The following is a 21619-nucleotide window of genomic DNA, read 5'->3' as shown; positions in this document are numbered from 1 at the left end:
GTTTTTCACTCCTTTGTCTACGGTTATTTTACGCTTTTCCGCTCTCCAAAGCAATTTTTGTGCATTAAGAAAAATTATCCAAAATTCATTCTGTAATGAATAACTGAATTTGTTTTGGGAATGCTATTGACAAAGTTAATATTATATAATATAGTTTCTAACATAATATAGTTTCTAACACTAGATAATAAAGTAATGATTAACAGAAATAGATAGAGAGCGGGTGTGAAGGATGATTAACTCCGTCTGCATTTTCGGCGATTCCGTGGCGAAAGGAGTTGTGCTTGACAGCAGTTCAAAAAAATATGTCATCCTGCGGGATAGCTTTGTAAACCGCGTTCAGGCGGAGAAACATTTTGCGGTCAAGAATTATTCCCACTTCGGCAGCACCATTGTGAAAGGGCAGAGAACGCTTGCGAAGCATATCGGCGAGCTGAAAGATTTCGATTATGTGGCGCTGGAATACGGCGGGAACGACAGCGACTTCAACTGGCCAGAAGTCTCCGAAGCCCCGCAGGATAATCACCTTCCCAAAACGCCGATTTCCCTCTTTGAGCAGGCGTACCTGCAAATGGTTCGCGATGTGAGAAATGCGGGCAGCAGGCCGGTGATTCTCTCTTTGCCGCCGATTGACGCGAAACGCTATTTCGCGTGGATTTCCCGCGGATTGAATGCCCAAAATATCCTGAGCTGGCTCGGCGATGTGGAGCGAATTTACCGCTGGCATGAGATGTATAACGTAGCGGTGATGCGTGTCGCCGTCAAAGCCGGCGTACCGCTTATTGACATCAGCAGCGCGTTCCTGGAAACGTGCCATTACCAGAAACTGATTTGTGAGGACGGAATTCACCCGAACGAGCAGGGCCATGCGCTGATCGCCCGAATCATTGAAGAAGAAGTCAGCAGGAACCGTCTGCTGGCAGGTTGAAGAAAAGCCTTCGGAAAATTTCCGAAGGCTTTTTTCATCGAAAAAACGGGCAGGGATTTCCCTGCCCGTATTATGGTTTTACGGTTTGAGAATACGTGCGCGGATGATTTCCGGCAGGGCTTCCAGATGGGCTCCGGTCTCTTCGGAAACCGCGCCGGTGACATCGAGAATGGTGTAGGCGTAATCTTTCTTCGCCTTACTCTGCATATCCTCAATGTTGATGCCGGCTTGGGCGAGCAAACCAGAAAGCCTGCTGATGGTGTTCGGAATATTGCGGTGAATGAGGCAAATGCGGGTGCATCCGCTGCGCGGCATGGAAACCGCGGGCATATTGACGGAGTTGTGGATGTTGCCGTTTTCGAGGTATTCAATCAGCTCAGAAGCGGCCATGCAAGCGCAGTTGTCTTCCGATTCCGGCGTAGAAGCGCCGAGGTGCGGAACCGCAATCACGTTTTCTTCCCCGAGAAGTGCATCATCGAGGAAGTCGGTGGCATAGCGTGCAATCTTGCCGGAATGCAGACCGTCCAAAATTGCCTTCGTGTCAGCAAGCTCGCCGCGTGCGAAGTTCAGAAGGCGAACGCCGTCTTTCATCTTAGCGATGGATTCGGCGCAGAAAGTGTTCTTGGTTTCCGGCACAAGCGGAACGTGAATGGTGATATAGTCGCAGTTTGCGTAGATTTCATCCAGCGAACGGGCATGCTTGATGGCGCGGGAAAGTCTCCACGCCGCGTCCACCGAAAGATATGGATCGTAGCCGTAAACTTCCATGCCGAGCGAGTGCGCCGCATTAGCAACGAGAGCGCCGATGGCACCGAGGCCAATGACGCCGAGCGTCTTGCCTGCGATTTCCGGCCCGACGAACTGGCTTTTTCCTTTTTCAGCCAGCTTTGCAACGTCGCCGGTTCCCTTCAGCGTCTTTGCCCATTCAATGGCGGGGACAATCTTGCGCGAAGAAAGCAGCAGCATGGCAATGACGAGTTCTTTCACGGCGTTTGCGTTTGCACCGGGCGTGTTGAACACGGCAATTCCGTTTTCGGTGCATTTGTCAAGCGGAATGTTATTTACGCCTGCACCCGCGCGCGCAATGGCGAGCAGGCTTTTCGGAAACTCCATCTCGTGCATCGAAGCGGAGCGGACCATAATGGCGTCATAATCTTCAACATCGGTGCCGACCGTGTACCCTTCGCCGAATTTTGCGAGGCCGGCGGGCGAGATTTTATTCAGGCATTTAATTTTGTACATTTCCATCGTACTCCCTTATCACCCTGCGCATTTATGCGTTTTCTTTTTCAAACTTAGCCATAAAGTCGACGAGCTTTTCAACGCCTTCTACCGGCATCGCGTTGTAAAGGGATGCACGCATACCGCCGACGGTGCGGTGGCCCTTGAGGTTGACGAAGCCGTTTTCCTCTGCGGCAGCAATGAACTTCTTGTCCATTGCTTCATCGCCCGTTACAAACGGAATGTTCATCAGCGAACGGTCTTCCTTCACAACGGTTCCGTGGAACAGCTTGGAGTTGTCGAGGAAATCGTAGAGAATACCGGCTTTTTTGCGGTTGATTTTCTCCATCTCTTCCAAACCGCCGATTGTGTTTTTCAGCCAGTCGAGAACAAGGCCGCACATATAAATGGAATAGCACGGCGGGGTGTTGAACATGGAGCCGTTGTCAGCGTGAGTCTTGTAGTTGAGCATGATGGGAGTAATGTCCATTGCCTTACCGATGAGGTCCTCACGGATGATGACAACCGTAAGACCCGCAGGGCCCATGTTTTTCTGTGCGCCGGCAAAGAGCAGTCCAAATTTCGTAACGTCAATCGGCTGGCTCAAAATGCAGGAGGAAACATCCGCTACAAGAGGCACATCTCCGGTTTCCGGCAGTGTATGATACATGGTTCCGTAGATTGTGTTGTTCATGCAGATGTAGAAATAATCGGCGTCCTTTGTGAATGTTGCGGGGTCTAGTTTCGGAATATAAGTGAAAGTTTTGTCTTTGGAAGATGCAACAACGTTGACCTCGCCATAGCGGGCAGCTTCCTTGTAGGCCTTGGTGGCCCACTGGCCGGTCAGAACATAATCGGCCTTCTTGCTGCGGCTCATCAGGTTCAGCGGAACCATGGCAAACTGCGTTGAGGCGCCGCCCTGAAGGAACAGAACTTTATAATTATCGGGGATATTCATCACGCTGCGGAGCAAACTCTCCACAGACTGGATGATGTCTTCAAAAATTTTAGATCGGTGAGACATCTCCATAACCGACTGTCCGCTGCCTTTATAGTCCAGCATTTCTTCCGCGGCACGGCGGAGGACAGGTTCAGGCAACATAGACGGGCCTGCAGAGAAGTTATAAACTCGTTTCATGATGTACCTCCTAATATAATTTTGAATTTTTAAGAATTAATAGTTTCATTATAGTGTTCCGATTTAGCAATGTCAATTGATGAAGAATAAGGATTTTCAAATGCTATTTTCATATTTTATGTTAAATTATTGTAAATGACAGGATAGGGGAAGTATGGTATAATTACCAAGGTGAGAAAAATGAATCGAAAATTTTCCCCGTGGCAGATTATCCTTTCTCTTGCAGCCGCCGCCGGAGCGATGTGGTTTCTGATTCCCTATGTCCTTTGCAGAATCCTGAACATCGGCAACGGGTGTGGCCTTGCCGTGTGTTTTGTGCTGATTGTGTTGGCGCTGTTCTGGAAAAATTTCAAAGAAGCGGCCAAGCATTCCCGTGGAGTAAAAATTGTCCTTCGCACCGTTGTGGCACTGCTGTGCGCCGGTGCTGCATGGACCGCCGCCATGACGGCTTGTATGCTCTCGGTTTCCTTCCAGACACCGCCGCCGGACGCTCCGGTCATTGTGCTTGGAAGCATGGTGCGCGGCGACGTGCCTAGTGCTGACCTGCAGTCGCGCATCGACACGGCTTCTGCCTACTTGAAAGAACACCCGCAGGCGAAATGCATCGCAAGCGGTGGGCAGGGCAAATATGAAAGCGTCACGGAAGCGTCCGCCATAAAAAACGCTCTCGTTGCAGACGGGATTGAGCCTTCCCGTATTTTGACGGAAGAAACGTCTACCAACACGCGCATGAATTTTGAGTATTCCCTGAAACTCGCAAAAGACAATGGCCTCGGCACAACATTTGCCGTCGTGACAGACGATTACCATGTATTCCGGGCCTGCTACACTGCGAAAAAAGTTGGAATTCAAGCTTACGCGGTTCCCGCCGAAACACCGTGGTATATTCTTTCTTCCTGCTGGTCGCGGGAAGTCCTCGCTTTGACAAAGTATCTGCTGCTGGGTTAAACATACTGAAGTTTATCGGAGGTAACATGAAACTGCTCATCCGTTCTGCCCGCATCATCGACCCGGCTTCCGGTGCCGATTTTCTCGGGGACATTCTGATTTCTGACGGAAAGATTGCGGAAATCGGCAGCGGCCTGCCGCTTCCCGAGGGTACACGCGAAATCAGCGCAGCCGGTTTGGTTGCGGCTCCGGGGCTTGTCGATATGCACGTTCATCTTCGCGACCCGGGCCAGACCGAAAAGGAAGATATCTTTTCCGGCTGCCGGGCGGCTGCGGCGGGCGGCGTGACGAGCCTTCTTTGCATGCCGAACACGGTTCCAGCCGTGGATTCCCCAGAAACAGTGCGCCAAATTCGGGAGAAGGCCAAAACGGCCGATGTGCACGTTTACGTCGCCGCGGCCATTTCCAAGGGCCTAGGAGGGAAAGAGCCGAGCGACTGGCGCGCCCTGCGCGAAGCCGGTGCCGTTGCGCTGAGCGATGACGGGCGTCCGGTGCTGAAATCTTCGCTTATGGCTGCGGCAATGAAAGCGGCACCGAAACTGGGCCTTGCTGTCTGTGCCCACTGCGAGGATCTTTCGCTTTCTTCGGGCGGCAAAATGAACGAAGGCGCAGTTTCAAAAGAACTCGGCGTCAAGGGCGTTCCCGCCGCCGCGGAGGACTGCGGCGCCGCGCGGGAGATTGCCCTTGCCGCGGCATACAATGTTCCGGTGCACATTTGCCATGTGAGCACGAAAAACTCCGTCGCCATGATTCGCGACGCGAAGCGGAGGGGTGTTCCGGTAACCGCGGAAACCGCCCCGCATTATTTTGCACTGACGGAGCAGGAGCTCCGAAAGCGCGATGCGGATTACCGCATGAGCCCGCCGCTTCGCACCGAAGAAGACAGGCTTGCCGTGTGCGAGGGGCTGCGCGACGGCACCATTGACGCAATCGCCACCGACCATGCGCCGCATACGCCGCAGGAAAAGGCGGATTTTCTCTTTGCTCCGAACGGAGCCATCGGCATGGAAACAAGCCTCGCGGCGGGCATTACCTTTTTGGTAGAACGCGGCGTGTTGACACTGCTGCAGCTTCTTCGGCTGATGACAATTTCGCCCGCTCGGATTCTCGGAATTCCCGCCGGTACTCTGCAAAAGGGAGTGGACGCGGATATTGTCTTATTTGACCCAAAGGAAAAGTGGACGGTCTGCCCGGAAAAACTGCACGGAAAAAGCCGCAATGCCGTGTTCAAAGGCCGTGAACTGGTCGGCCGCGTGAAACTGACGGTTTGCGGCGGCAGAATCGTTTATAATGGTATGAGCTGAAAGAGTCTTCGCTCCGCCGTGCGTTCGCACAGCGCGGGGCGGGGATTTGTTATATAACCCCGAATCTTGTGAAAAGGAGAATTCCCTAATGGCATTTGACAGGCTGATTGAGAAAATCGCTGAACTGCAGAACCCAACAGTCGTAGGTCTGGACCCGAAGCTTGAGTACATTCCGGAATCCGATCGCGAAAAGGCATTTGCCGAGCACGGATGCAATTTTGCCGGTGCCGCCGCCGCGATTCTGGAATTCAACAAACACATCATTGATGCGCTGGCGGATATTGTTCCTGCAGTCAAGCCGCAGTGTGCCTATTACGAGATGTACGGCTGGCAGGGTATGAAAGCGCTGGCGGAAACCATCTCTTATGCGAAGTCAAAAGGCCTGTTTGTCATTGTGGACGGAAAGCGCAACGATATCGGCACGACCATGCAGGCTTACGCATCTGCTTGGCTCGGCACGACGCAGGTCGGCGGCGAAGATATGGAAGCGTTCTGCGCCGATGCGCTCACGGTGAACGGCTATCTTGGCACAGACGGAATTCTCCCGCTGACGGAAGTCTGTAAGGCAAAAGACAAGGGAATTTTTGTCCTTGCCAAAACCTCGAACCCGTCATCCAGCGAACTTCAGGACCAGAGATTGGAAAGCGGCAAAACCCTTTATGAAGCGCTGGGCCTCTTCTGCGAAGAGTGGGGCAGCAAGGTGCCGGGCAAATACGGGTATTCCGGCGTCGGCGCCGTTGTAGGCGCGACATGGCCTATGCAGCTGCGCCAGCTTCGCGAAATCCTGCCGCACACGTTCTTCTTGGTACCGGGCTACGGCGCACAGGGCGGCGGCGCGGAAGATGTTGCCCCCGCGTTTGACAACAACGGCCTCGGCGCTGTTATCAACGCATCCCGCTCCATTCTGTGTGCGTGGAAGAAGCAGGGTGCACCGCAGGAAGAGTACGCCGACTGCGCGCGGAAAGAGGCAATTCTCATGCGCAACGAAATTCTCAGGCAGGTGGGTGAGATTCGCCTGTGAAAAAATATGACGTGCGTTCCTGCACGATTCTTCGGAAAGAAAAGCTGACACAGGACGTTTACGATTTTACCGTAGAGGCCGGCCCGCTTGCCGACGCCGCACAGCCGGGGCAGTTTGCGCAGATTGCCGTGCCGGGCAAGACGCTGCGCCGCCCCATTTCCGTCTGTGAAATTGACCGAGCAAGGCATACGCTCCGCTTCGTGTTTCAGGTGCGCGGCGAAGGGACGAGGATTCTTGCCGGCTTTGAGCCCGGTGAAGCGCTGGACATTCTGGCACCGCTCGGGAAGGGCTACGACCTCGGTGACACAAACCGCCGCGTGATTTTTGTGGGCGGGGGCATCGGGCTGCCGCCTTTGCTTGCGGCGGCGCAGCCTTTCGGGAAAAATGCCATTCTCGTGGCCGGCTTTCGCACGAAAAGCGCGGTGATCCTGAAAGAAGATTTTGAAGCTGCCGGATGCCGAGTGCTTCTTGCTACGGATGACGGTTCACTCGGTCGCCGCGGCAATGCGGCGGAGCTTATGCAGGGCCTCGAATTCGATGAGATTTTTGCCTGCGGGCCGCTGCCGATGCTCCGTGCCGTCTGCCGCATCGCGGAAGAGCGAGGAGTGCCCTGCCAAGTGTCGCTCGAAGAGCGCATGGCCTGCGGAATCGGTGCATGCCTCGGCTGCGCGGTAAAGCTGCGCGGCCCGGACGGCGAGGAGCATTACGGCCATGTCTGCAAAGACGGCCCGGTGTTCCGGAGCACGCAGTTGTTCCTTACTTAGCTAAGCACAATCCAACAGAAACGGAGTATTGCTATGGCAAATCTGAACGTTACCATCGCGGGCGTGGAATTTCAAAATCCGGTTATCGCGGCTTCGGGAACCGTCGGCTTTGGACGCGAATTTTCGGAATTCTACCCGCTTTCGGTTTTCGGAGGAATCTCCTGCAAGGGTATTACCTTAAAAGAAAGACCAGGCAACCCGCCGCCGCGCATCGCGGAAACGCCGGGCGGAATGCTCAATTCCGTCGGTCTGCAGAACCCGGGTGTGGAGCATTTCATCAAAGAAGACCTGCCGTGGCTGCGGCAGCAGGGAACCGTTGTGATTGCGAACATCGCGGGCAACACGCCGGAGGATTACTGCGCGATGGCCGAGAAACTTTCCGATTCATCGGTCGATATGATTGAACTCAACATCTCCTGCCCGAACGTAAAGCAGGGCGGCGTGCAGTTCGGCACGACCTGTGCCGGCGTGGAAGGGATAACCGCTGCGGTGCGGAAACACTGCCGCAAGCCGCTGATGGTGAAGCTTTCGCCAAATGTGGCGGATATCGGCGAGATGGCTGCTGCGGCGGAGAGCGCTGGAGCCGACGCCATTTCCATGATTAACACCCTCACTGGCATGCGCATTGACATTAAGACCCGCCGCCCGATTCTGCGGAATAACACAGGCGGCCTTTCCGGCCCGGCTGTATTTCCGGTTGCGGTTCGCATGGTGCGGCAGGCATATAAGAGGGTGAAAATCCCGATTGTCGGCATGGGCGGCGTGAGCACATGGAGCGACGCCGTGGAGATGATGCTTGCAGGCGCGTCTGCCGTGCAAATCGGCACCGTTTTGTTCCGCGACCCATACGCACCGGTAAAAATCGTGGAAGGTCTGGAGCAATACCTCAAGGAAAACAAGATTGCAAGTGTTACGGAGTTGACGGGAGGGATGGAAGAATGGTAGAGAAAAACGAATCCTGCCCTTGCCCGCGCAAAAATTGTGTCCGCCACGGAAACTGCCAAGAATGTAGAAAACATCATGCCATGAGTCACAGCGAAACAAGCTGTGAAAGAATCCAGAGAAAGAAGTCGAAAAAATGACAACCATTTATTTTGTAAGGCACTGTGAAGCAGAAGGAAATACGAAAGGCATCCTGCAGGGGCGATCGGACTGTGATATCAGCGGCAACAGCGCAAAGCAGCTGGAGCTTGTGAGCCTCCGCCTGAGGAATGTGCCGTTTGCTGCAATCTACTCCAGCCCGCTGCAGCGCGCCTTTAAGACAGCGCAGGCCATTAACCGCTACCACGGGCTTGAAATCATAAAAAACGAAGGCCTCGTCGAAATCGACATGGGTGATTGGGAGGGCCGTTCGTGGGCCGACATTGAAGCGGAAGGCCCCGAGATGCTGCGTGTCTGGAACGAGAATCCCGGCGATTTTCAGGCTCCCGGCGGCGAAGCAATTGCCCATGTGTGCGAGCGTATGTGGCAGACAGCGCTTGAAATCGCGAAAGCAAACGACGGCAAAACAGTCTGCGCCGTATCGCACGGCTGCGCAATCCGCTCGCTGCTTTGCCGAGCGCTCGGCAAACCGCTGAGCGAGATGGGGGAAATCCCATGGTGTGACAACACCGCCGTTACCGTCATCGAGTTTGAGAATGGCAAGGCGAATGTCGTCCGCATGAACGACGCTTCGCATATTCCGCCGGAGCTTTCCGTTTACCGCCGCCCTTTGAAAGACGGGAAAGTACGCATGATAAAGGATGTGGCGCCATGAGAATTCTTGCGGTTGACCTTGGCAAGGCACGAACCGGCCTCGCCGTCTGCGACGAACAGGAAATCCTCGCTTCGCCCCTTTGCGTTGTGGAGGAATGGAACCGCCAGAAGCTTCTTGAACGGGTAACCGAAGAAGCAAAGCGCCTCGGGGTCGGCAGAATCGTAGTCGGGTTGCCGCGCAACATGGACGGTTCCGAGGGAGAAAGTGCGCAGAACGCCCGCGCTTTTGCCCAAAGCCTGCAGGAATATTCTAAGATTCCTGTTGTCATGCAGGATGAGCGCGGCACAACCATTACGGCTCATAACTATCTGAACGATACCAACACGCGAGGAAAGAAGCGCAAGGCTGTGGTAGACGCCGTCGCTGCGACCGTGATTCTGCAGGATTATCTGCTGCTTCGGCGTAATGGACATGCGCCGTGACGCTTTTTGGGGGAGAGGGGAATGGGAACATGATTCGCAATGTGGTTTTTGACATGGGAAGAGTCTTGTTTACTTACGAACCGGAAAAATTCGTAAGAAAATATTGCCCCAAAGAAGCAGATGCCGAACTGGTCAATCGGGAGCTGTTCGGTGCGGAAGAATGGGAACTGACGGACCGCGGAATTATAACGGAAGAGGAATATCTTGCGCTGGTTCTCAGTCGGGTGCCGCAGCGCCTTCACGAGGTCACGCGTTGGCTTTACGAGCATTGGGACGAAATGCCGCAGCCTCTGCCCGACATGGAAGAGCTGGTCAGCTCGCTCAAGTCAAACGGCTACGGCATTTATCTTCTTTCCAACATGAGTCCCCGGTTTTACCGCTTTTACCGCCGCATCCCGGCCATGAAGTATTTTGACGGCATGATTGTTTCCTCTGATGTCCGGCAGCTGAAACCGGAACCCGATATCTACCGCTCGCTGTTTGAGCGGTTTCGCCTTAAGCCGGAGGAGTGCTTCTTTATCGATGACCGCGAAGAAAATATCCGGGCAGGCGAAGCACTCGGCATGAAGGGTTTTGTTTTTGAAATGGATATCGAAGCACTTAAGGACGCGCTCCGCAAGGAGAATATAAAAATATAAGGAGAAAAAGTATGCGGGAGGAAGAATTTGTAAAGGCGCTTTTGGCAGAAGGACGGGCGGATGCCATTCCGGAGGAATATGACTGGTACACACCGCTGATTGGAGATTGGGATTTCGATTACTGGGATTCCTTCGGTGTAGCGAACCCTTCGGAAAAGCGCCATGTAAAAGGCGAATGGCTGTTCCGCCGCGTTTTAGAGGGGACAGGCATTGAGGATCTCTTCATCTGCCCGTTGCGTACGACACGCGATACAGATCCCCAGCCGGATGCGGAGTACGGTGTAGCGCTCCGAATGTTCAATGCGGAGAAAAAATGCTATGACATGGTTTATGCGTGCAAGCAATATATGAAGCGGCTCGAAATCCATAAGGTCGCGGAGAAGATTGAGTGCCATGTGGTAGGAGAACAGGAAAAGTGGGTGTTTTCCGATATTACGGAAAACACGTTCCATTGGTGCAACATGACCCTAGCAGAAGACGGAAACTGGAAGGTCAATAGCGAGATTTTTGCAAAGCGAAAGGTAAACGAATAAATAAAAAGCGGCGGCAGAGTGATCTCTGCCGCCGCTTTTGCTTCATAGCAACTTAAAAAGCAAATACGTTCAGGCCGGTTGCCGAGTCGATTTTGCGCCCGATTACCGCAGGAATTGTATGAATAAAGATTTCGCCCGTCCCGCTGACGACAGCCTCGTTCAGGTGGCCGCCGAAAACTTGGCCGTCTTGGTTTGCAAAGGCTGCATGCAGGTGGAGGTAAACCTCTCCGTCCTTCTGGGTTACATCCCCAAGCAGGGAGGTCAATTCCATTTCACCGTCGAAGGTGTTGGAGTAATATTTCTGCTCCGAAACACGGTACAGTCCTACCACCGCATGGTCAACGGCGCCGATGCCGGAAATGCTTCCGAGCGTGATGTGTTCTTTTTCGCAAACCGAATTGATGCAGGCTAAGATTTCTTCGCCGCGGTCAACGCGGAGTGCAACAGTGTCTCCGAATTTTCTGTATTCCATTTTATACTTGCTCCTTTTCGATACAATTTACCGGATTTCCGGTTCCGTAAAATTGCAGAGGAAGAACCGCTAATCTTTGCTGTGAAGGTCGGAAAGGCCGAGGTCGTCGTGCATCAGGGAACCGGTCGTTACGGAACTGCTTCCGAATTTCTCACGGATGCTGTCAAGCGCGGACTCCAATTGTTCCTGACGTTCCCGTGCGTAGGTATCGTCCGGCGAGAACAGGCAAAGCTGTTCACCGGATGCGTCGTCCGGCACGAGATTTGTGCCCGAAACAGCGAGCATGCGGATGGGTGCATTCATGTTCCAGCAGGAACGAACCAGTTCCATTGCCGCCTCGGTCAGCTCTGTGGCAAGGTGGGTGGGGACGCTCAGGGTCTTCTGCCGTGAGATTGTCTTCAGATCCGGATTTTTAATTCCAACCTGCACAACCCAGCATTTCAGCTTTTTCCTGCGCAGGCGCTCCGCAACGCTTTCGCAAATGGCGCGCAGACCGCGACGGATATCCTCTTCGCCGGAAATGTCGCGGCGGAAGGTCACGCTGTTGCCTACGCTTTTTACTTCGCGCACGTCGCGGTAGTCATGCACCGGTTCGTCGTCCAGTCCGTTTGCGTAGTTGTAAAGCATGGCACCGGCCTTGCCGAACTTTTTTTCGAGCACGTCGCGGTCGGTTCCAGCTAACTCGCCAATGGTGTGGATTCCCATTGAGGCGAGCGCTTGCGTCATTCGCCTTCCGCAGAACATCAGCGAATTCACGGGGAGTGGGAAAACAATCTCCCGGTAGTTTTCCCGGCTGATGACCGTTGTGGCGTCCGGCTTTTTATAGTCGCTTCCCAGTTTCGCGAAAATCTTGTTAAACGAAACGCCGACGGAGATTGTCAAGCCGGTTTCCCGGCGAACGACATCCCGAAGAGTGTCGGCAATTGTCTTGCCGTCGCCGAACAGCATGCGGCTGCCGGTTACGTCAAGCCAGCTTTCGTCAATGCTGAACGGTTCCACAAGGTCGGTGTACCGCCGGTAGATTTCGTTGATTTGCTGCGAGTATTTCCGGTATTCCGAAAAATGCGTTCCGGTAAGAACCAGCTCGGGGCATTTGCGCTTTGCCTGCCAAATTGTTTCGGCGGTTTGTACGCCGTATTTTTTGGCAAGCTCGTTTTTAGCAAGGATGATGCCGTGGCGGCGTTCCGGGTCGCCGCAGACAGCCATGGGCACCTTTGCAAGCTCCGGCTGGAGCAGACATTCCACAGAGGCAAAAAAAGAATTGCAATCGCAGTGCAGAATGGTTCTGTCCATGCAGATTCATCCTCCGCTCATGGATTATCTTCATTATAACGCTTCTGTGCGGAAATTTGAATGAAAAAACTTCCGCACAAGACGGAAGTTTCATGCAGGCATAAAAAACGCCGAACCTATGTGTCACAAGGTTCGGGCAAATAGCTTCAATCAAAAATCAAACAGGGAACAACCTGAAAAGGAAGGTGAATCCCATGCCGAGAAGAATGGTGACCGGGAAAGTAACGAACCAAGCGGTTACGATGCTCTTTGCGGTAGACCAGTTGACGGCCGAAAGACGTTTTGCGGAGCCGACGCCCATGATGGACGAGGAGATAACGTGTGTGGTGCTCACCGGTGCGCCGATTGCCGTCATAACCTGAATGACAGCCGCCGCGGAGGTTTCGGCAGCGAAGCCTTCCACCGGCTGCAGCTTAATCATGTTCATGCCGACGGTTTTGATGATGCGCCATCCGCCCATGGAAGTTCCGAGTGCCATAGCTGTGGCACAGACAATTTTGACCCAGAGCGGAACGCCGGTGTCGGCAGAGATGACACCACCGCTCACGAGAGCCATGGTGATGATGCCCATTGTTTTCTGAGCATCGTTGCTGCCGTGGGAGTAAGCCATCAGCGCAGCGGATGCAATTTGCAGCTTGGAAAACCAATGCTTTACATTCTCCTGCTTGGCGTTGCGGAGGAAGAAATAAAGCAGCTTCATGAAAAGGAAACCGATGACAATACCAATGAGCGGTGAGGTAAAGAGCGGGATGATAACCTTGTCCAAAATATTGATCCAGTTAATGGTTTTCAGGCTCCATGTCTGCACAACTGCGGCGCCGACAAGGCTGCCGATGAGTGCGTGGGATGAGCTGCTTGGAAGGGCAATATACCAAGTGAACAGGTTCCAAACAATAGCTCCGCAGAGTGCGGCGGCAATGACATAAGAAGGAAGGACTTCGTTGACGATGCCGGAAGCGATGGTTTCCGCAACTTTGGCACTCACAAGTGCGCCGACGAAGTTTAAACCGGCAGACATCATTGTGGCTGTGCGCGGGGTAAGAACACGCGTTGAAACCGAAGTAGCAATAGAGTTTGCGGTATCGTGGAAACCGTTGATGAAGTCAAACGCTACAGAGAGAAGAACTACGAGTACCAGCATTACAGTTGACATGTTTGGAATACGATCCTTTCCGCGCCCAGCGCCTTTGAAAAATATCATTAAGATATTTTCGTGAAACCGATTCTGATAAAATTCCCTTTATTTCTATGGAAAAACTTTTATGAAAAAGTAACTTTTTTGCCATCAACCGAGTTTAAAGTATATTGTTTTTTTCGTTGACTGTCAATGTAGCGGTCGGAAATATTAGTTTACGTCTATGTAGAAAACAGATTGCATTTGAAAGCATTTTTGAGTTAAAATGAAAATACTCTGCGCTTACGCCGCAGTTAGGTTAACCCAGCAAAATTGCCGGGAATTCATCCGCCGGAATGATTCGGTTGGGTTTGAGGAAGGCTAAAAAAAGCCTCTGAAAAATAAGCAGGAATGATTGGGAAAGGAAATTTTTTGTGGCAAAATCATCAGAAAGAAAAACAGCAAAAACAGCTTCAAGCAGGTGGATTGTTCTACTGATTACCGCAGTTGCGACTTTTATGTCGACACTTGACAGCAGCATTGTGAATGTTGCGCTTCCGGAGATGGCAAAAGAACTCGGGGTAGGAACCGGCGCAATCGCCTGGGTTGTGAGTGCTTACCTTATTACAATTACCGTCTGCGTGCTCCTGTTCGGCCGTTTGGGAGATATTCGCGGCCAGGGCAAAATTTTCCGATTTGGACTTGTGGTTTTTACCGCTGGCTCTTTGCTTTGCGGTTTTTCCCATAACTTCACGTTTCTTCTCGCGGCCCGCTGTGTTCAGGCAGTGGGCGCGGGCGCGACCATGGCAAACAGCCAAGGCATCATTACACGCACTTTTCCGCAGGAGGAGCGCGGCCGTGCGCTCGGCATCAACGGCGCATTTGTGGCGCTCGGCCTCCTTGCCGGGCCGGCACTCGGCGGGTTCATCATGACGGCTGCAAGCTGGGAGTATCTGTTCTGGATCAATGTTCCCATCGGCATTGCGGCGTTTCTCGCAAACCTTCAGTTCTCCGGACCAGAGGATACCCGCAGCGAGGAACACCTTGACCTGAAGGGTTTTCTTTTTTTCACGCTCTGCATGGTGCCGCTGTTCATCGCACTGGAGTACGGGCAGACAGTAGGATATGACAGCCCGATGATTCTGATATGCTTTTTGCTCGCCGCCGTTTCAGGCGCCGCGTTCTATATCGCCGAGCGTCGCTGTGAACAGCCGGTCCTCGATTTCGACATTTTTCGTAATGTCTGGTTTTCCATCAGCATTTTCTGCGCCTTTACATCGTTCGTGGCGCTTTCTTGCTCCAATATCATTCTGCCGTTCTATTTGCAGAATGCCCTTGCCATGAGCCCGGGTCAGGCAAGCCTTTACATGACGATTTATCCGCTGATTCTGGCGCTCGTCGCGCCGCTGAGCGGGTATCTTTCCGACAAATTCGGGCCAGAAACACTTACGCTGGTAGGCCTTGTGCTCACGAGTCTCGGCCTGTTCCTGATGTCATGGCTCCGTGAAAATCCTGCGCCTTGGGTGCTCATTCTGTTCATCGGCACCATGTCGGTTGGCAACGGTTTGTTTCAGTCGCCGAACAATTCCCTCGTGATGTCGATGGTCCCGAAAGAAAAGCTCGGCGTGGGCGGAAGTGTAAATGCTTTGGTGCGCAACCTCGGCATGGTGGTCGGCATCGCGGTTTCCACAAGCATCCTTTACAGCGGCATGAGCGCAAAAATCGGACACCGCGTAACCGGCTATGTGGAAGGGCGTAACGACGCGTTTTTCTACGGAATGCGCCTGGCATACATTACGGCTGCTTGCATTTGCTTTGTGGGCGCAGTCATTACAGGCATCCGAATGATCCGTTTCCGCAAGAAAAAGCAGCAGAACGGGTAACTCTTGGATCCCTTGTTTTGCCCCTTTGCGTGAGACGGCGCGCGACTTTCAGCAATGAACCAACCGCATCCCTTCTTCGACGCAAATTCCAAAGGAATCGGAACAGCTCCTTCTTCGCTATGAAAAGTAGACCCGCGGCGAGAATTCGCGAAAGCGTGTGAAAAAGAAAAACGGGCGCTTCTAGCGCCCGATAACATGCGGTATGAATACGTTGTCGAGATATTCTCGACCGGCTTCCTATTAATATTTTCTCCATACCATCTTATTGACGATTCCGGTATAGCTTTGGATAATCTTAACCACTTTTGTGGAGACATTCTCCTCAACATAATCGGGGACAGGAATTCCAAAATCGCCTCTTTGGTTCATTTTCACGGCGATATCCACAGCCTGAAGCAAAGAATTTTCGTCAATGCCCGCCAGAACGAAACAGCCCTTGTCTAGCGCTTCAGGGCGTTCTGTGCTGGTTCGGATACATATAGCGGGGAAGGGATGACCGACGGAGGTAAAGAAACTGCTTTCTTCCGGCAATGTGCCGCTGTCCGAAACAACGGCGAAAGCATTCATCTGCAAGCAGTTATAATCATGGAAACCAAGAGGTTCATGCTGAATCACACGCTTGTCCAGCTGAAAACCACTGGCCTGCAGACGCTTTTTGGAACGAGGATGGCAGGAATAGAGAATTGGCATATCGTATTTCTCTGCCAGTTTGTTGATGGCATTGAACAAAGACAGAAAGTTCTTTTCTGTGTCAATATTCTCCTCCCGGTGTGCGGAAAGCAATATATAGGAGCCTTTTTTCAGTCCCAAGCGTTGAAGCACATCGGAGTTCTCAATCTGTTTCAAGTTTTGGTGCAAAACTTCCGCCATGGGGGAGCCGGTTACGTAAGTGCGCTCACGCGGAAGGCCACATTCCGCCAGATAGCGGCGCGCATGTTCTGAGTAGGCCAAGTTGACGTCGGAGATGATATCAACAATGCGGCGATTCGTTTCCTCCGGCAGGCACTCATCCTTGCAGCGATTGCCTGCTTCCATGTGGAAGATCGGAATATGGAGACGCTTGGCGGCAATTGCCGACAAACAGCTGTTTGTATCACCGAGGATAAGGAGCGCGTCCGGCTTCGTTTGTGCCATGAGTTTGTAACTGCAATTAATAATGTTGCCTATCGTGGAGCCTAGATCGTCGCCTACTGCGTCCATATAGACTTCCGGATCCTTGAGGCGCAGATCGCGGAAAAAGATTCCATTCAGATTATAGTCATAATTTTGCCCAGTATGTGCCAGAATGCAGTCGAAATAAGTGCGGCATTTGTTGATGACGGCAGACAGACGGATGATTTCCGGTCGTGTTCCCACGATAATCAAAAGCTTCAGACGGCCATCCTGCGCAAACTTCACATCAGAATAATCTAATTTCATTTTTTATTAGCTCCCATTAAACTTCTTGGAAAAAGGTATCAGGTTTGCTGGCGTCAAATGGCTCATCGGCCCATATAAGGGTAACGAGATCTTCGCTTTGCGACAGATTGACGATGTTGTGTGTATAGCCCGGAATCATTTCAACCACCTGCAAATGGTCTCCGGAGACGCGGAACTGCTCAACGGGATACGGACTGCCGTCTTGCTGGCGACCGATCCGGCGCAACTGAATCAATGCCTCACCATGAACGACGACGAATTTTTCGTTTTTCGAGTGATGCCAGTGGTTGCCTTTTGTAATACCTGGGCGTGAGATATTGACGGAAAATTGCCCCCGATCGGCAGTGCGAAGAATTTCCGTAAAGCTGCCTCGCGAATCACAATGCATCTTCAAATCATAAATGAATTTGGAAGGTGGAAGATAGCTTAGATACGTGGCGTACAGTTTTCTCGTCAGCTCATCGTCTAGCTGCGGTACGCCCAGCGTTTCTCTCAGTTTTGGGAAAGAACGGATGGTATCAGCAATAAAACCTAATGTTGTATGGTAATGTACGGGAACAACGCAGTACCCGTCCGGCTGGCGGTTTGCTTTGCCCTGAAGTGCGCGGATCATCTCTTCTATAATATCATCAATGTAAACGACATCCATCTCAACGGAAGGGTCGTTTACATGGATGGGAAGGTCGTTAGCTATGTTGTAACAGAAGGTAGCAATAGCCGAATTGTAGTTGGGACGGCACCACTTACCAAATACGTTGGGGAACCGATAAACGAATACTGGAGCACCGGTCTGGCGGCTGTATTCAAAAAACAGCTCCTCTCCTGCCTTTTTACTTTTTCCGTATTCGCTGCCCGCATACCGGCCTTTCAAAGAAGCCTGAATAGAACTTGCAAACATCACAGGACAAGTATTGCCGTGTGCTTTCAACATTTCGAGTAGTGTGTTTGCGAACCCGAAATTCCCCTTCATGAACTCACTGTTATCTTTTGGACGGTTGACACCAGCCAGATTAAATACAAAATCACAATCAGCACAACACTGATTCAGTTCATTCAGGTCATTATTGATATCATAGGCATACAGCGTTAATTCCGACGGATCACAAATTGCGTGATCCTCGCGCTGATCATGTCCCAACTTAATCTCATTGAGAGCAGACAACAGATTTCGCCCGATAAATCCACCGGCACCGGTGATCAGAATTTTCATGTCATCTGGCCTCCCATGCAGCCAATTCATCTTGAATGTACTTAATCGTAAGGAGCTTTTGCTTTACCTGTTCCACATCCAGTATCACCGTATTATTTGAGTCGAACCTCTTTAATGTGCATTGTTTTGGGGTTCCTTGCGTAAAGTATTTGTCATAATTTAAATCGCGCTTATCGCAGGGAACACGGAAGAAATTCCCCATATCGATAGCATGGACACATTCTTCGCTCGTCAGCAATGTTTCGTACATTTTTTCGCCGTGGCGGATTCCGATTATGCGGGTTTCGGAATCCACATGGAACAATTCCTTGACTGCCTGTGCAAGAACACCGATGGTGCAGGCGGGTGCCTTCTGTACGAGAATATCGCCGCTTTCGCCATGTTCAAAGGCAAATAGAACCAAGTCTACTGCCTCGTCGAGCGTCATGATAAAGCGTGTCATGCTTGGTTCGGTGATAGTGATGGGATTTCCGTGTTTTATTTGTTCAATCCAAAGTGGAACCACACTGCCTCTTGAGCAAAGTACATTACCGTAGCGGGTGCAGCAAATTTTTGTCTTATCCGGTGAAACGGTTCTGCTTTTGCTTACGATGACTTTTTCCATCATAGCTTTGGAGGTACCCATGGCATTAACCGGGTAAGCTGCTTTGTCGGTGGAGAGGCAAATTACGGCCTTAACGCCAGCGTCAATCGCCGCTGACAGCACGTTATCCGTGCCAATCACATTCGTTTTTACGGCTTCCAGCGGGAAGAACTCACAGGAAGGGACCTGTTTCAAAGCCGCAGCGTGGAAAATATAATCCACACCGTACATTGCGTTTTTCACAGACGCCAGGTCACGAACATCGCCGATAAAGAACTTAACCTTCTCGTAAGCCTGCTGATATTTCGACTGCAGTTCATGCCGCATATCATCCTGTTTTTTCTCATCACGGGAGAAAATGCGGATTTCACCAATGTCGGTATTCAAAAATCTACGCAGCACCGCGTGGCCGAAACTGCCTGTGCCACCCGTAATCATTAACGTTTTTCCTTCAAACATTATTTTATTTCTCCTTTATAATTGCAGCTCATGATAACACTTAACTGAGATCATGTCTGTTTCACTCAGAATTTGCGCAAGCGGTTAATACTTTTAACAAGTGTTCCATGAATATCTGTTTGCGAAACGTCTTTTGGTAATAAAGACGAGCATTGCGCCCATACTCTACCAGAGACTCTGGGTTATCCGCTAAACGGCGCATCGTATCTGCCAGCCCCGCGGCGTCACCGGAAGGCACGCAAATGCCACAATTCGCTTTGTTAACAACCGTGACGGTTTCCCCGTCAATGGCACCAATCACAGGCAGACCCGCCGCCATGTAAGACTGCACTTTACCGGGAATCGTAAGAGAAATTACGGGATCTGCTTTCATGGTTACAAGCCCGGCATCCGCCATGGTATAGAAGGAAGGCATTTTTTCAATATCCTGTCTGCCGTAGAAAGTGATATTTGGAAGCCCTTCTGCCAACGCTTTGCAGCGCGAGTATTCAGAACCGCTGCCGACAACATGTATTTTGATTTTCTCGTTGGATGACAGCATACGCGCTGCTTCTACAATGGTCTCCACAGACTGCATTCCGCCAATATTTCCCGCAAACAAGAAATTATAAGGAGGCTCATGAGTGCTGTGCATTGGGATTTTGTCGAATACATTTTCGGCATACTGAGGCAAATATTGTAAATTGTGATCTGAAATTTTTAATGTTTCCCTAAAATAAGATTCAAAACTCTGCGAAGCCATTAAAAGGGTATCGGCGCGCGAATAAATCCGACGGGATTTGTGTAGAAAAATTTTATAAATCAATGAGTTTTTTCGTATACCACCGGCAATCAGACTCTCCGGCCACAAATCAAGACAATACAAGACAACTTTTTTTCTGTGTTTTTTGGCATATTTCAAAGCGCCGCTGGCCATCATGACTGGTGACAGCTGGTACACGAAAACCACGTCAAAATCTTCTTCAAACCGGGATAAATAGTGCTGCGATGAAAGAGAAAAACTGTAATAGTTCAGTACACGAAAAAATACACCGCTTTTTCTCGGAATTGTGAAGCAGCGATGGATTTTGACACCGTTCAGAGTTTCGTTTCGATTTTGTTTTTTTTCATATCCGGCATAAATCTTTCCTTCTGGGTAATTGGGAACCCCAGTTACCACAGTGACTTCATGTCCATCTTTTACAAGCGATTCGCAAAGATCCGCAATCCGAAAGGGTTCCGGCTTATAATGCTGGCATACGACGAGGATCTTCATAAACATTTCTCCAATATCCCAAAATTTCAAAAAATTTTCAAAAAAAGCACATACTTTTGAGATAGTGAATCATCCAGCGGTTTTATCCATTTATTAAACAAATATTAACCGCGCTGATACTTATCCCAAATGGGGTACCAACGGCGGTTAAAGAATCATAATATGCACACTGTATCTTAAAGATTTGCCAAGCTTGCAAGACTTAATAATACTATTTTTGTAACATCAAGTCAATCTTTTTGCAATGGAACTAAATTGTCGCGACTTCTTCCACATGCTGCTATTTTAAGCGAAAATTATGAAAGAATATTTTCTATTTGTTGAATTTTCGGTAAAGGGTCATCAATGCTTTTTTTTCGATGCGTGAAACATACGAACGTGAGATGCCGAGTTCTTGCGCCACTTCACGTTGCGTCAGCGGTTCGCGGTCATCAAGCCCGTAGCGCAGGCGGATAATCCGCTGCTCGCGTGGAGATAAGGTGTCCGTTATGTATCGGCGCAGTTGCTCGGATTTGATTTTATAGTCAAGATGCTCGAGAATATCATCGTCGGAAGACATAATGTCCATAAGGGTAAGAGCATTGCCGTCTTTGTCGGTGTCAATCGGCTCATTGATGGAGATGTCCTGTGCGCTCTTCCGTGTGGAGCGGAAATACATGAGGACTTCATTGGCAATACACCTTGCCGCATAGCTGGAAAGACGGATTCCCTTTGAACTGTCAAACGTGTTGACGGCTTTAATCAGCCCGATGGTTCCGATGGAGATAAGGTCGTCTTGATCGGCCGAGTTGGAATAATATTTTTTGATGATGTGAGCCACAAGACGCAGGTTGTGTTCAATCAATTCCGCCTTCGCGGATTCGTCCCCGTGCTTCATTCGCTCCAAACAATCTTTTTCTTCCGCTGCAGTGAGAGGTCTCGGAAAAGAACCGGAACCTGTGACATGAAGCACAAAAAAGATCAGCCCGGAAAGAGCTGCACCGATTGCGGCACACAGCATAAGTTTTTCTCCTTTCGGGGTTGGATAGTATCATTAGTATATGCGCATGAAAAAAGACTGTTGCAAGTCCCTTCTGTTGACTCGAAACATTTGGATATGAAAAGCGCGGAACAGAGTGTCTGCTCCGCGCTTTCATTTTTTGATTGCGGTTTCACCAGCAGGACAATATGTTGAGTGAATTTTAAAAATTTAATCTATAAAAGTATATAAAAATTTGTTATTTTATGTCGATTACATATTTAGTATGCTTTTCGCTTC

Annotated in this window: 21 protein-coding genes; 11 read left to right on the top strand and 10 right to left on the bottom strand. The window is 50.9% G+C overall.

Translation table 11 applies throughout. From position 1 onward, the window contains the following. Window positions 1-232 precede the first annotated feature (232 nt). Window positions 233-928: an SGNH/GDSL hydrolase family protein gene (locus NOG13_RS00335; protein ID WP_283110341.1), complete on the top strand. Its 696-nt coding sequence runs from the start codon at window positions 233-235 to the stop codon at window positions 926-928. 78 nt (window positions 929-1006) lie between these two features. Here the strand turns inward: NOG13_RS00335 and NOG13_RS00330 are convergent, their stop codons facing one another. Then, a complete protein-coding gene (locus NOG13_RS00330) occupies window positions 1007-2170 on the bottom strand; it encodes a phosphoglycerate dehydrogenase (RefSeq protein ID WP_283110340.1) in 1164 nt (387 codons plus the stop codon). A 31-nt stretch (window positions 2171-2201) separates the two neighbouring features. Continuing rightward, window positions 2202-3287: a 3-phosphoserine/phosphohydroxythreonine transaminase gene (serC, locus tag NOG13_RS00325; RefSeq protein ID WP_283110339.1), complete on the bottom strand. Its 1086-nt coding sequence runs from the start codon at window positions 3285-3287 to the stop codon at window positions 2202-2204. Between the two features lie 180 nt (window positions 3288-3467). On the opposite strand from serC, the gene NOG13_RS00320 reads away from it, so the two are divergent. From NOG13_RS00320 to NOG13_RS00280, 9 genes are all read left to right on the top strand, one after another. Continuing rightward, window positions 3468-4235: a YdcF family protein gene (locus NOG13_RS00320; RefSeq protein WP_283110338.1), complete on the top strand. Its 768-nt coding sequence runs from the start codon at window positions 3468-3470 to the stop codon at window positions 4233-4235. A 26-nt stretch (window positions 4236-4261) separates the two neighbouring features. Next, window positions 4262-5539 carry a dihydroorotase gene (locus NOG13_RS00315; RefSeq protein WP_283110337.1) on the top strand — a complete coding sequence of 426 codons (1278 nt, stop codon included), beginning with the start codon at window positions 4262-4264 and terminating at the stop codon, window positions 5537-5539. 88 nt (window positions 5540-5627) lie between these two features. Beyond that, window positions 5628-6560: an orotidine-5'-phosphate decarboxylase gene (gene pyrF, locus NOG13_RS00310; protein ID WP_283110336.1), complete on the top strand. Its 933-nt coding sequence runs from the start codon at window positions 5628-5630 to the stop codon at window positions 6558-6560. Continuing rightward, entirely contained in the window at window positions 6557-7324 is a 768-nt protein-coding gene (locus tag NOG13_RS00305) for a dihydroorotate dehydrogenase electron transfer subunit (RefSeq protein WP_283110335.1), read from the top strand. Before pyrF ends, NOG13_RS00305 begins: the two co-directional genes overlap by 4 nt. 33 nt (window positions 7325-7357) lie before the next feature. Continuing rightward, entirely contained in the window at window positions 7358-8269 is a 912-nt protein-coding gene (locus tag NOG13_RS00300; RefSeq protein WP_283110334.1) for a dihydroorotate dehydrogenase, read from the top strand. A gap of 133 nt (window positions 8270-8402) precedes the next feature. Further along, complete coding sequence (locus NOG13_RS00295) at window positions 8403-9080, top strand: histidine phosphatase family protein (RefSeq protein ID WP_283110333.1); 678 nt, start codon at window positions 8403-8405, stop codon at window positions 9078-9080. Then, window positions 9077-9502, top strand: a complete 426-nt coding sequence (gene ruvX / locus NOG13_RS00290) for a Holliday junction resolvase RuvX (RefSeq protein ID WP_283110332.1) — start codon at window positions 9077-9079, stop codon at window positions 9500-9502. The genes NOG13_RS00295 and ruvX overlap by 4 nt, the downstream gene beginning before the upstream one ends. A 29-nt stretch (window positions 9503-9531) precedes the next feature. Continuing rightward, window positions 9532-10140, top strand: a complete 609-nt coding sequence (locus NOG13_RS00285) for an HAD family hydrolase (protein WP_283110331.1) — start codon at window positions 9532-9534, stop codon at window positions 10138-10140. A gap of 11 nt (window positions 10141-10151) precedes the next feature. Beyond that, window positions 10152-10673: a hypothetical protein gene (locus NOG13_RS00280; RefSeq protein ID WP_283110330.1), complete on the top strand. Its 522-nt coding sequence runs from the start codon at window positions 10152-10154 to the stop codon at window positions 10671-10673. Between the two features lie 52 nt (window positions 10674-10725). Here the strand turns inward: NOG13_RS00280 and NOG13_RS00275 are convergent, their stop codons facing one another. The 3 genes from NOG13_RS00275 to NOG13_RS00265 all read right to left on the bottom strand — a co-directional run bounded on the left by NOG13_RS00275 (window position 10726) and on the right by NOG13_RS00265 (window position 13591). Then, window positions 10726-11145, bottom strand: a complete 420-nt coding sequence (locus NOG13_RS00275) for a PPC domain-containing DNA-binding protein (RefSeq protein WP_283110329.1) — start codon at window positions 11143-11145, stop codon at window positions 10726-10728. Window positions 11146-11214: 69 nt separating this feature from the next. Next, window positions 11215-12438: a DNA polymerase IV gene (gene dinB / locus NOG13_RS00270; protein ID WP_283110328.1), complete on the bottom strand. Its 1224-nt coding sequence runs from the start codon at window positions 12436-12438 to the stop codon at window positions 11215-11217. Between the two features lie 157 nt (window positions 12439-12595). Then, window positions 12596-13591 carry an inorganic phosphate transporter gene (locus NOG13_RS00265; protein WP_283110327.1) on the bottom strand — a complete coding sequence of 332 codons (996 nt, stop codon included), beginning with the start codon at window positions 13589-13591 and terminating at the stop codon, window positions 12596-12598. A 395-nt stretch (window positions 13592-13986) separates the two neighbouring features. Here NOG13_RS00265 and NOG13_RS00260 point away from each other — a divergent pair, with 395 nt between their 5' ends. Further along, on the top strand, window positions 13987-15435 hold the full coding sequence (locus NOG13_RS00260) for an MFS transporter (protein ID WP_283110326.1): 1449 nt from the start codon (window positions 13987-13989) through the stop codon (window positions 15433-15435). A gap of 240 nt (window positions 15436-15675) precedes the next feature. Here NOG13_RS00260 and wecB read toward each other — a convergent pair whose 3' ends face one another. From wecB to sigK, 5 genes are all read right to left on the bottom strand, one after another. Then, window positions 15676-16854 carry a non-hydrolyzing UDP-N-acetylglucosamine 2-epimerase gene (gene wecB / locus NOG13_RS00255; protein WP_283110325.1) on the bottom strand — a complete coding sequence of 393 codons (1179 nt, stop codon included), beginning with the start codon at window positions 16852-16854 and terminating at the stop codon, window positions 15676-15678. 16 nt (window positions 16855-16870) lie between these two features. Next, window positions 16871-18064 (bottom strand): capsular polysaccharide biosynthesis protein CapF, encoded by a 1194-nt coding sequence (locus NOG13_RS00250; RefSeq protein ID WP_283110324.1) that lies wholly within the window; start codon window positions 18062-18064, stop codon window positions 16871-16873. Window position 18065: 1 nt separating this feature from the next. Next, window positions 18066-19106: a nucleoside-diphosphate sugar epimerase/dehydratase gene (locus NOG13_RS00245; protein ID WP_283110323.1), complete on the bottom strand. Its 1041-nt coding sequence runs from the start codon at window positions 19104-19106 to the stop codon at window positions 18066-18068. Between the two features lie 61 nt (window positions 19107-19167). Continuing rightward, entirely contained in the window at window positions 19168-20361 is a 1194-nt protein-coding gene (locus NOG13_RS00240) for a glycosyltransferase family 4 protein (RefSeq protein ID WP_283110322.1), read from the bottom strand. A 313-nt stretch (window positions 20362-20674) separates the two neighbouring features. Beyond that, entirely contained in the window at window positions 20675-21361 is a 687-nt protein-coding gene (gene sigK / locus NOG13_RS00235; RefSeq protein ID WP_283110321.1) for an RNA polymerase sporulation sigma factor SigK, read from the bottom strand. Window positions 21362-21619 lie beyond the last annotated feature (258 nt).

Origin of the sequence: Thermocaproicibacter melissae (assembly GCF_024498295.1) — a bacterium.
GTDB lineage: Bacteria > Bacillota > Clostridia > Oscillospirales > Acutalibacteraceae > Thermocaproicibacter > Thermocaproicibacter melissae.
Note: the sequence above shows the minus strand (reverse complement) of the source record. Positions and strands in the feature narration are given on the sequence as shown.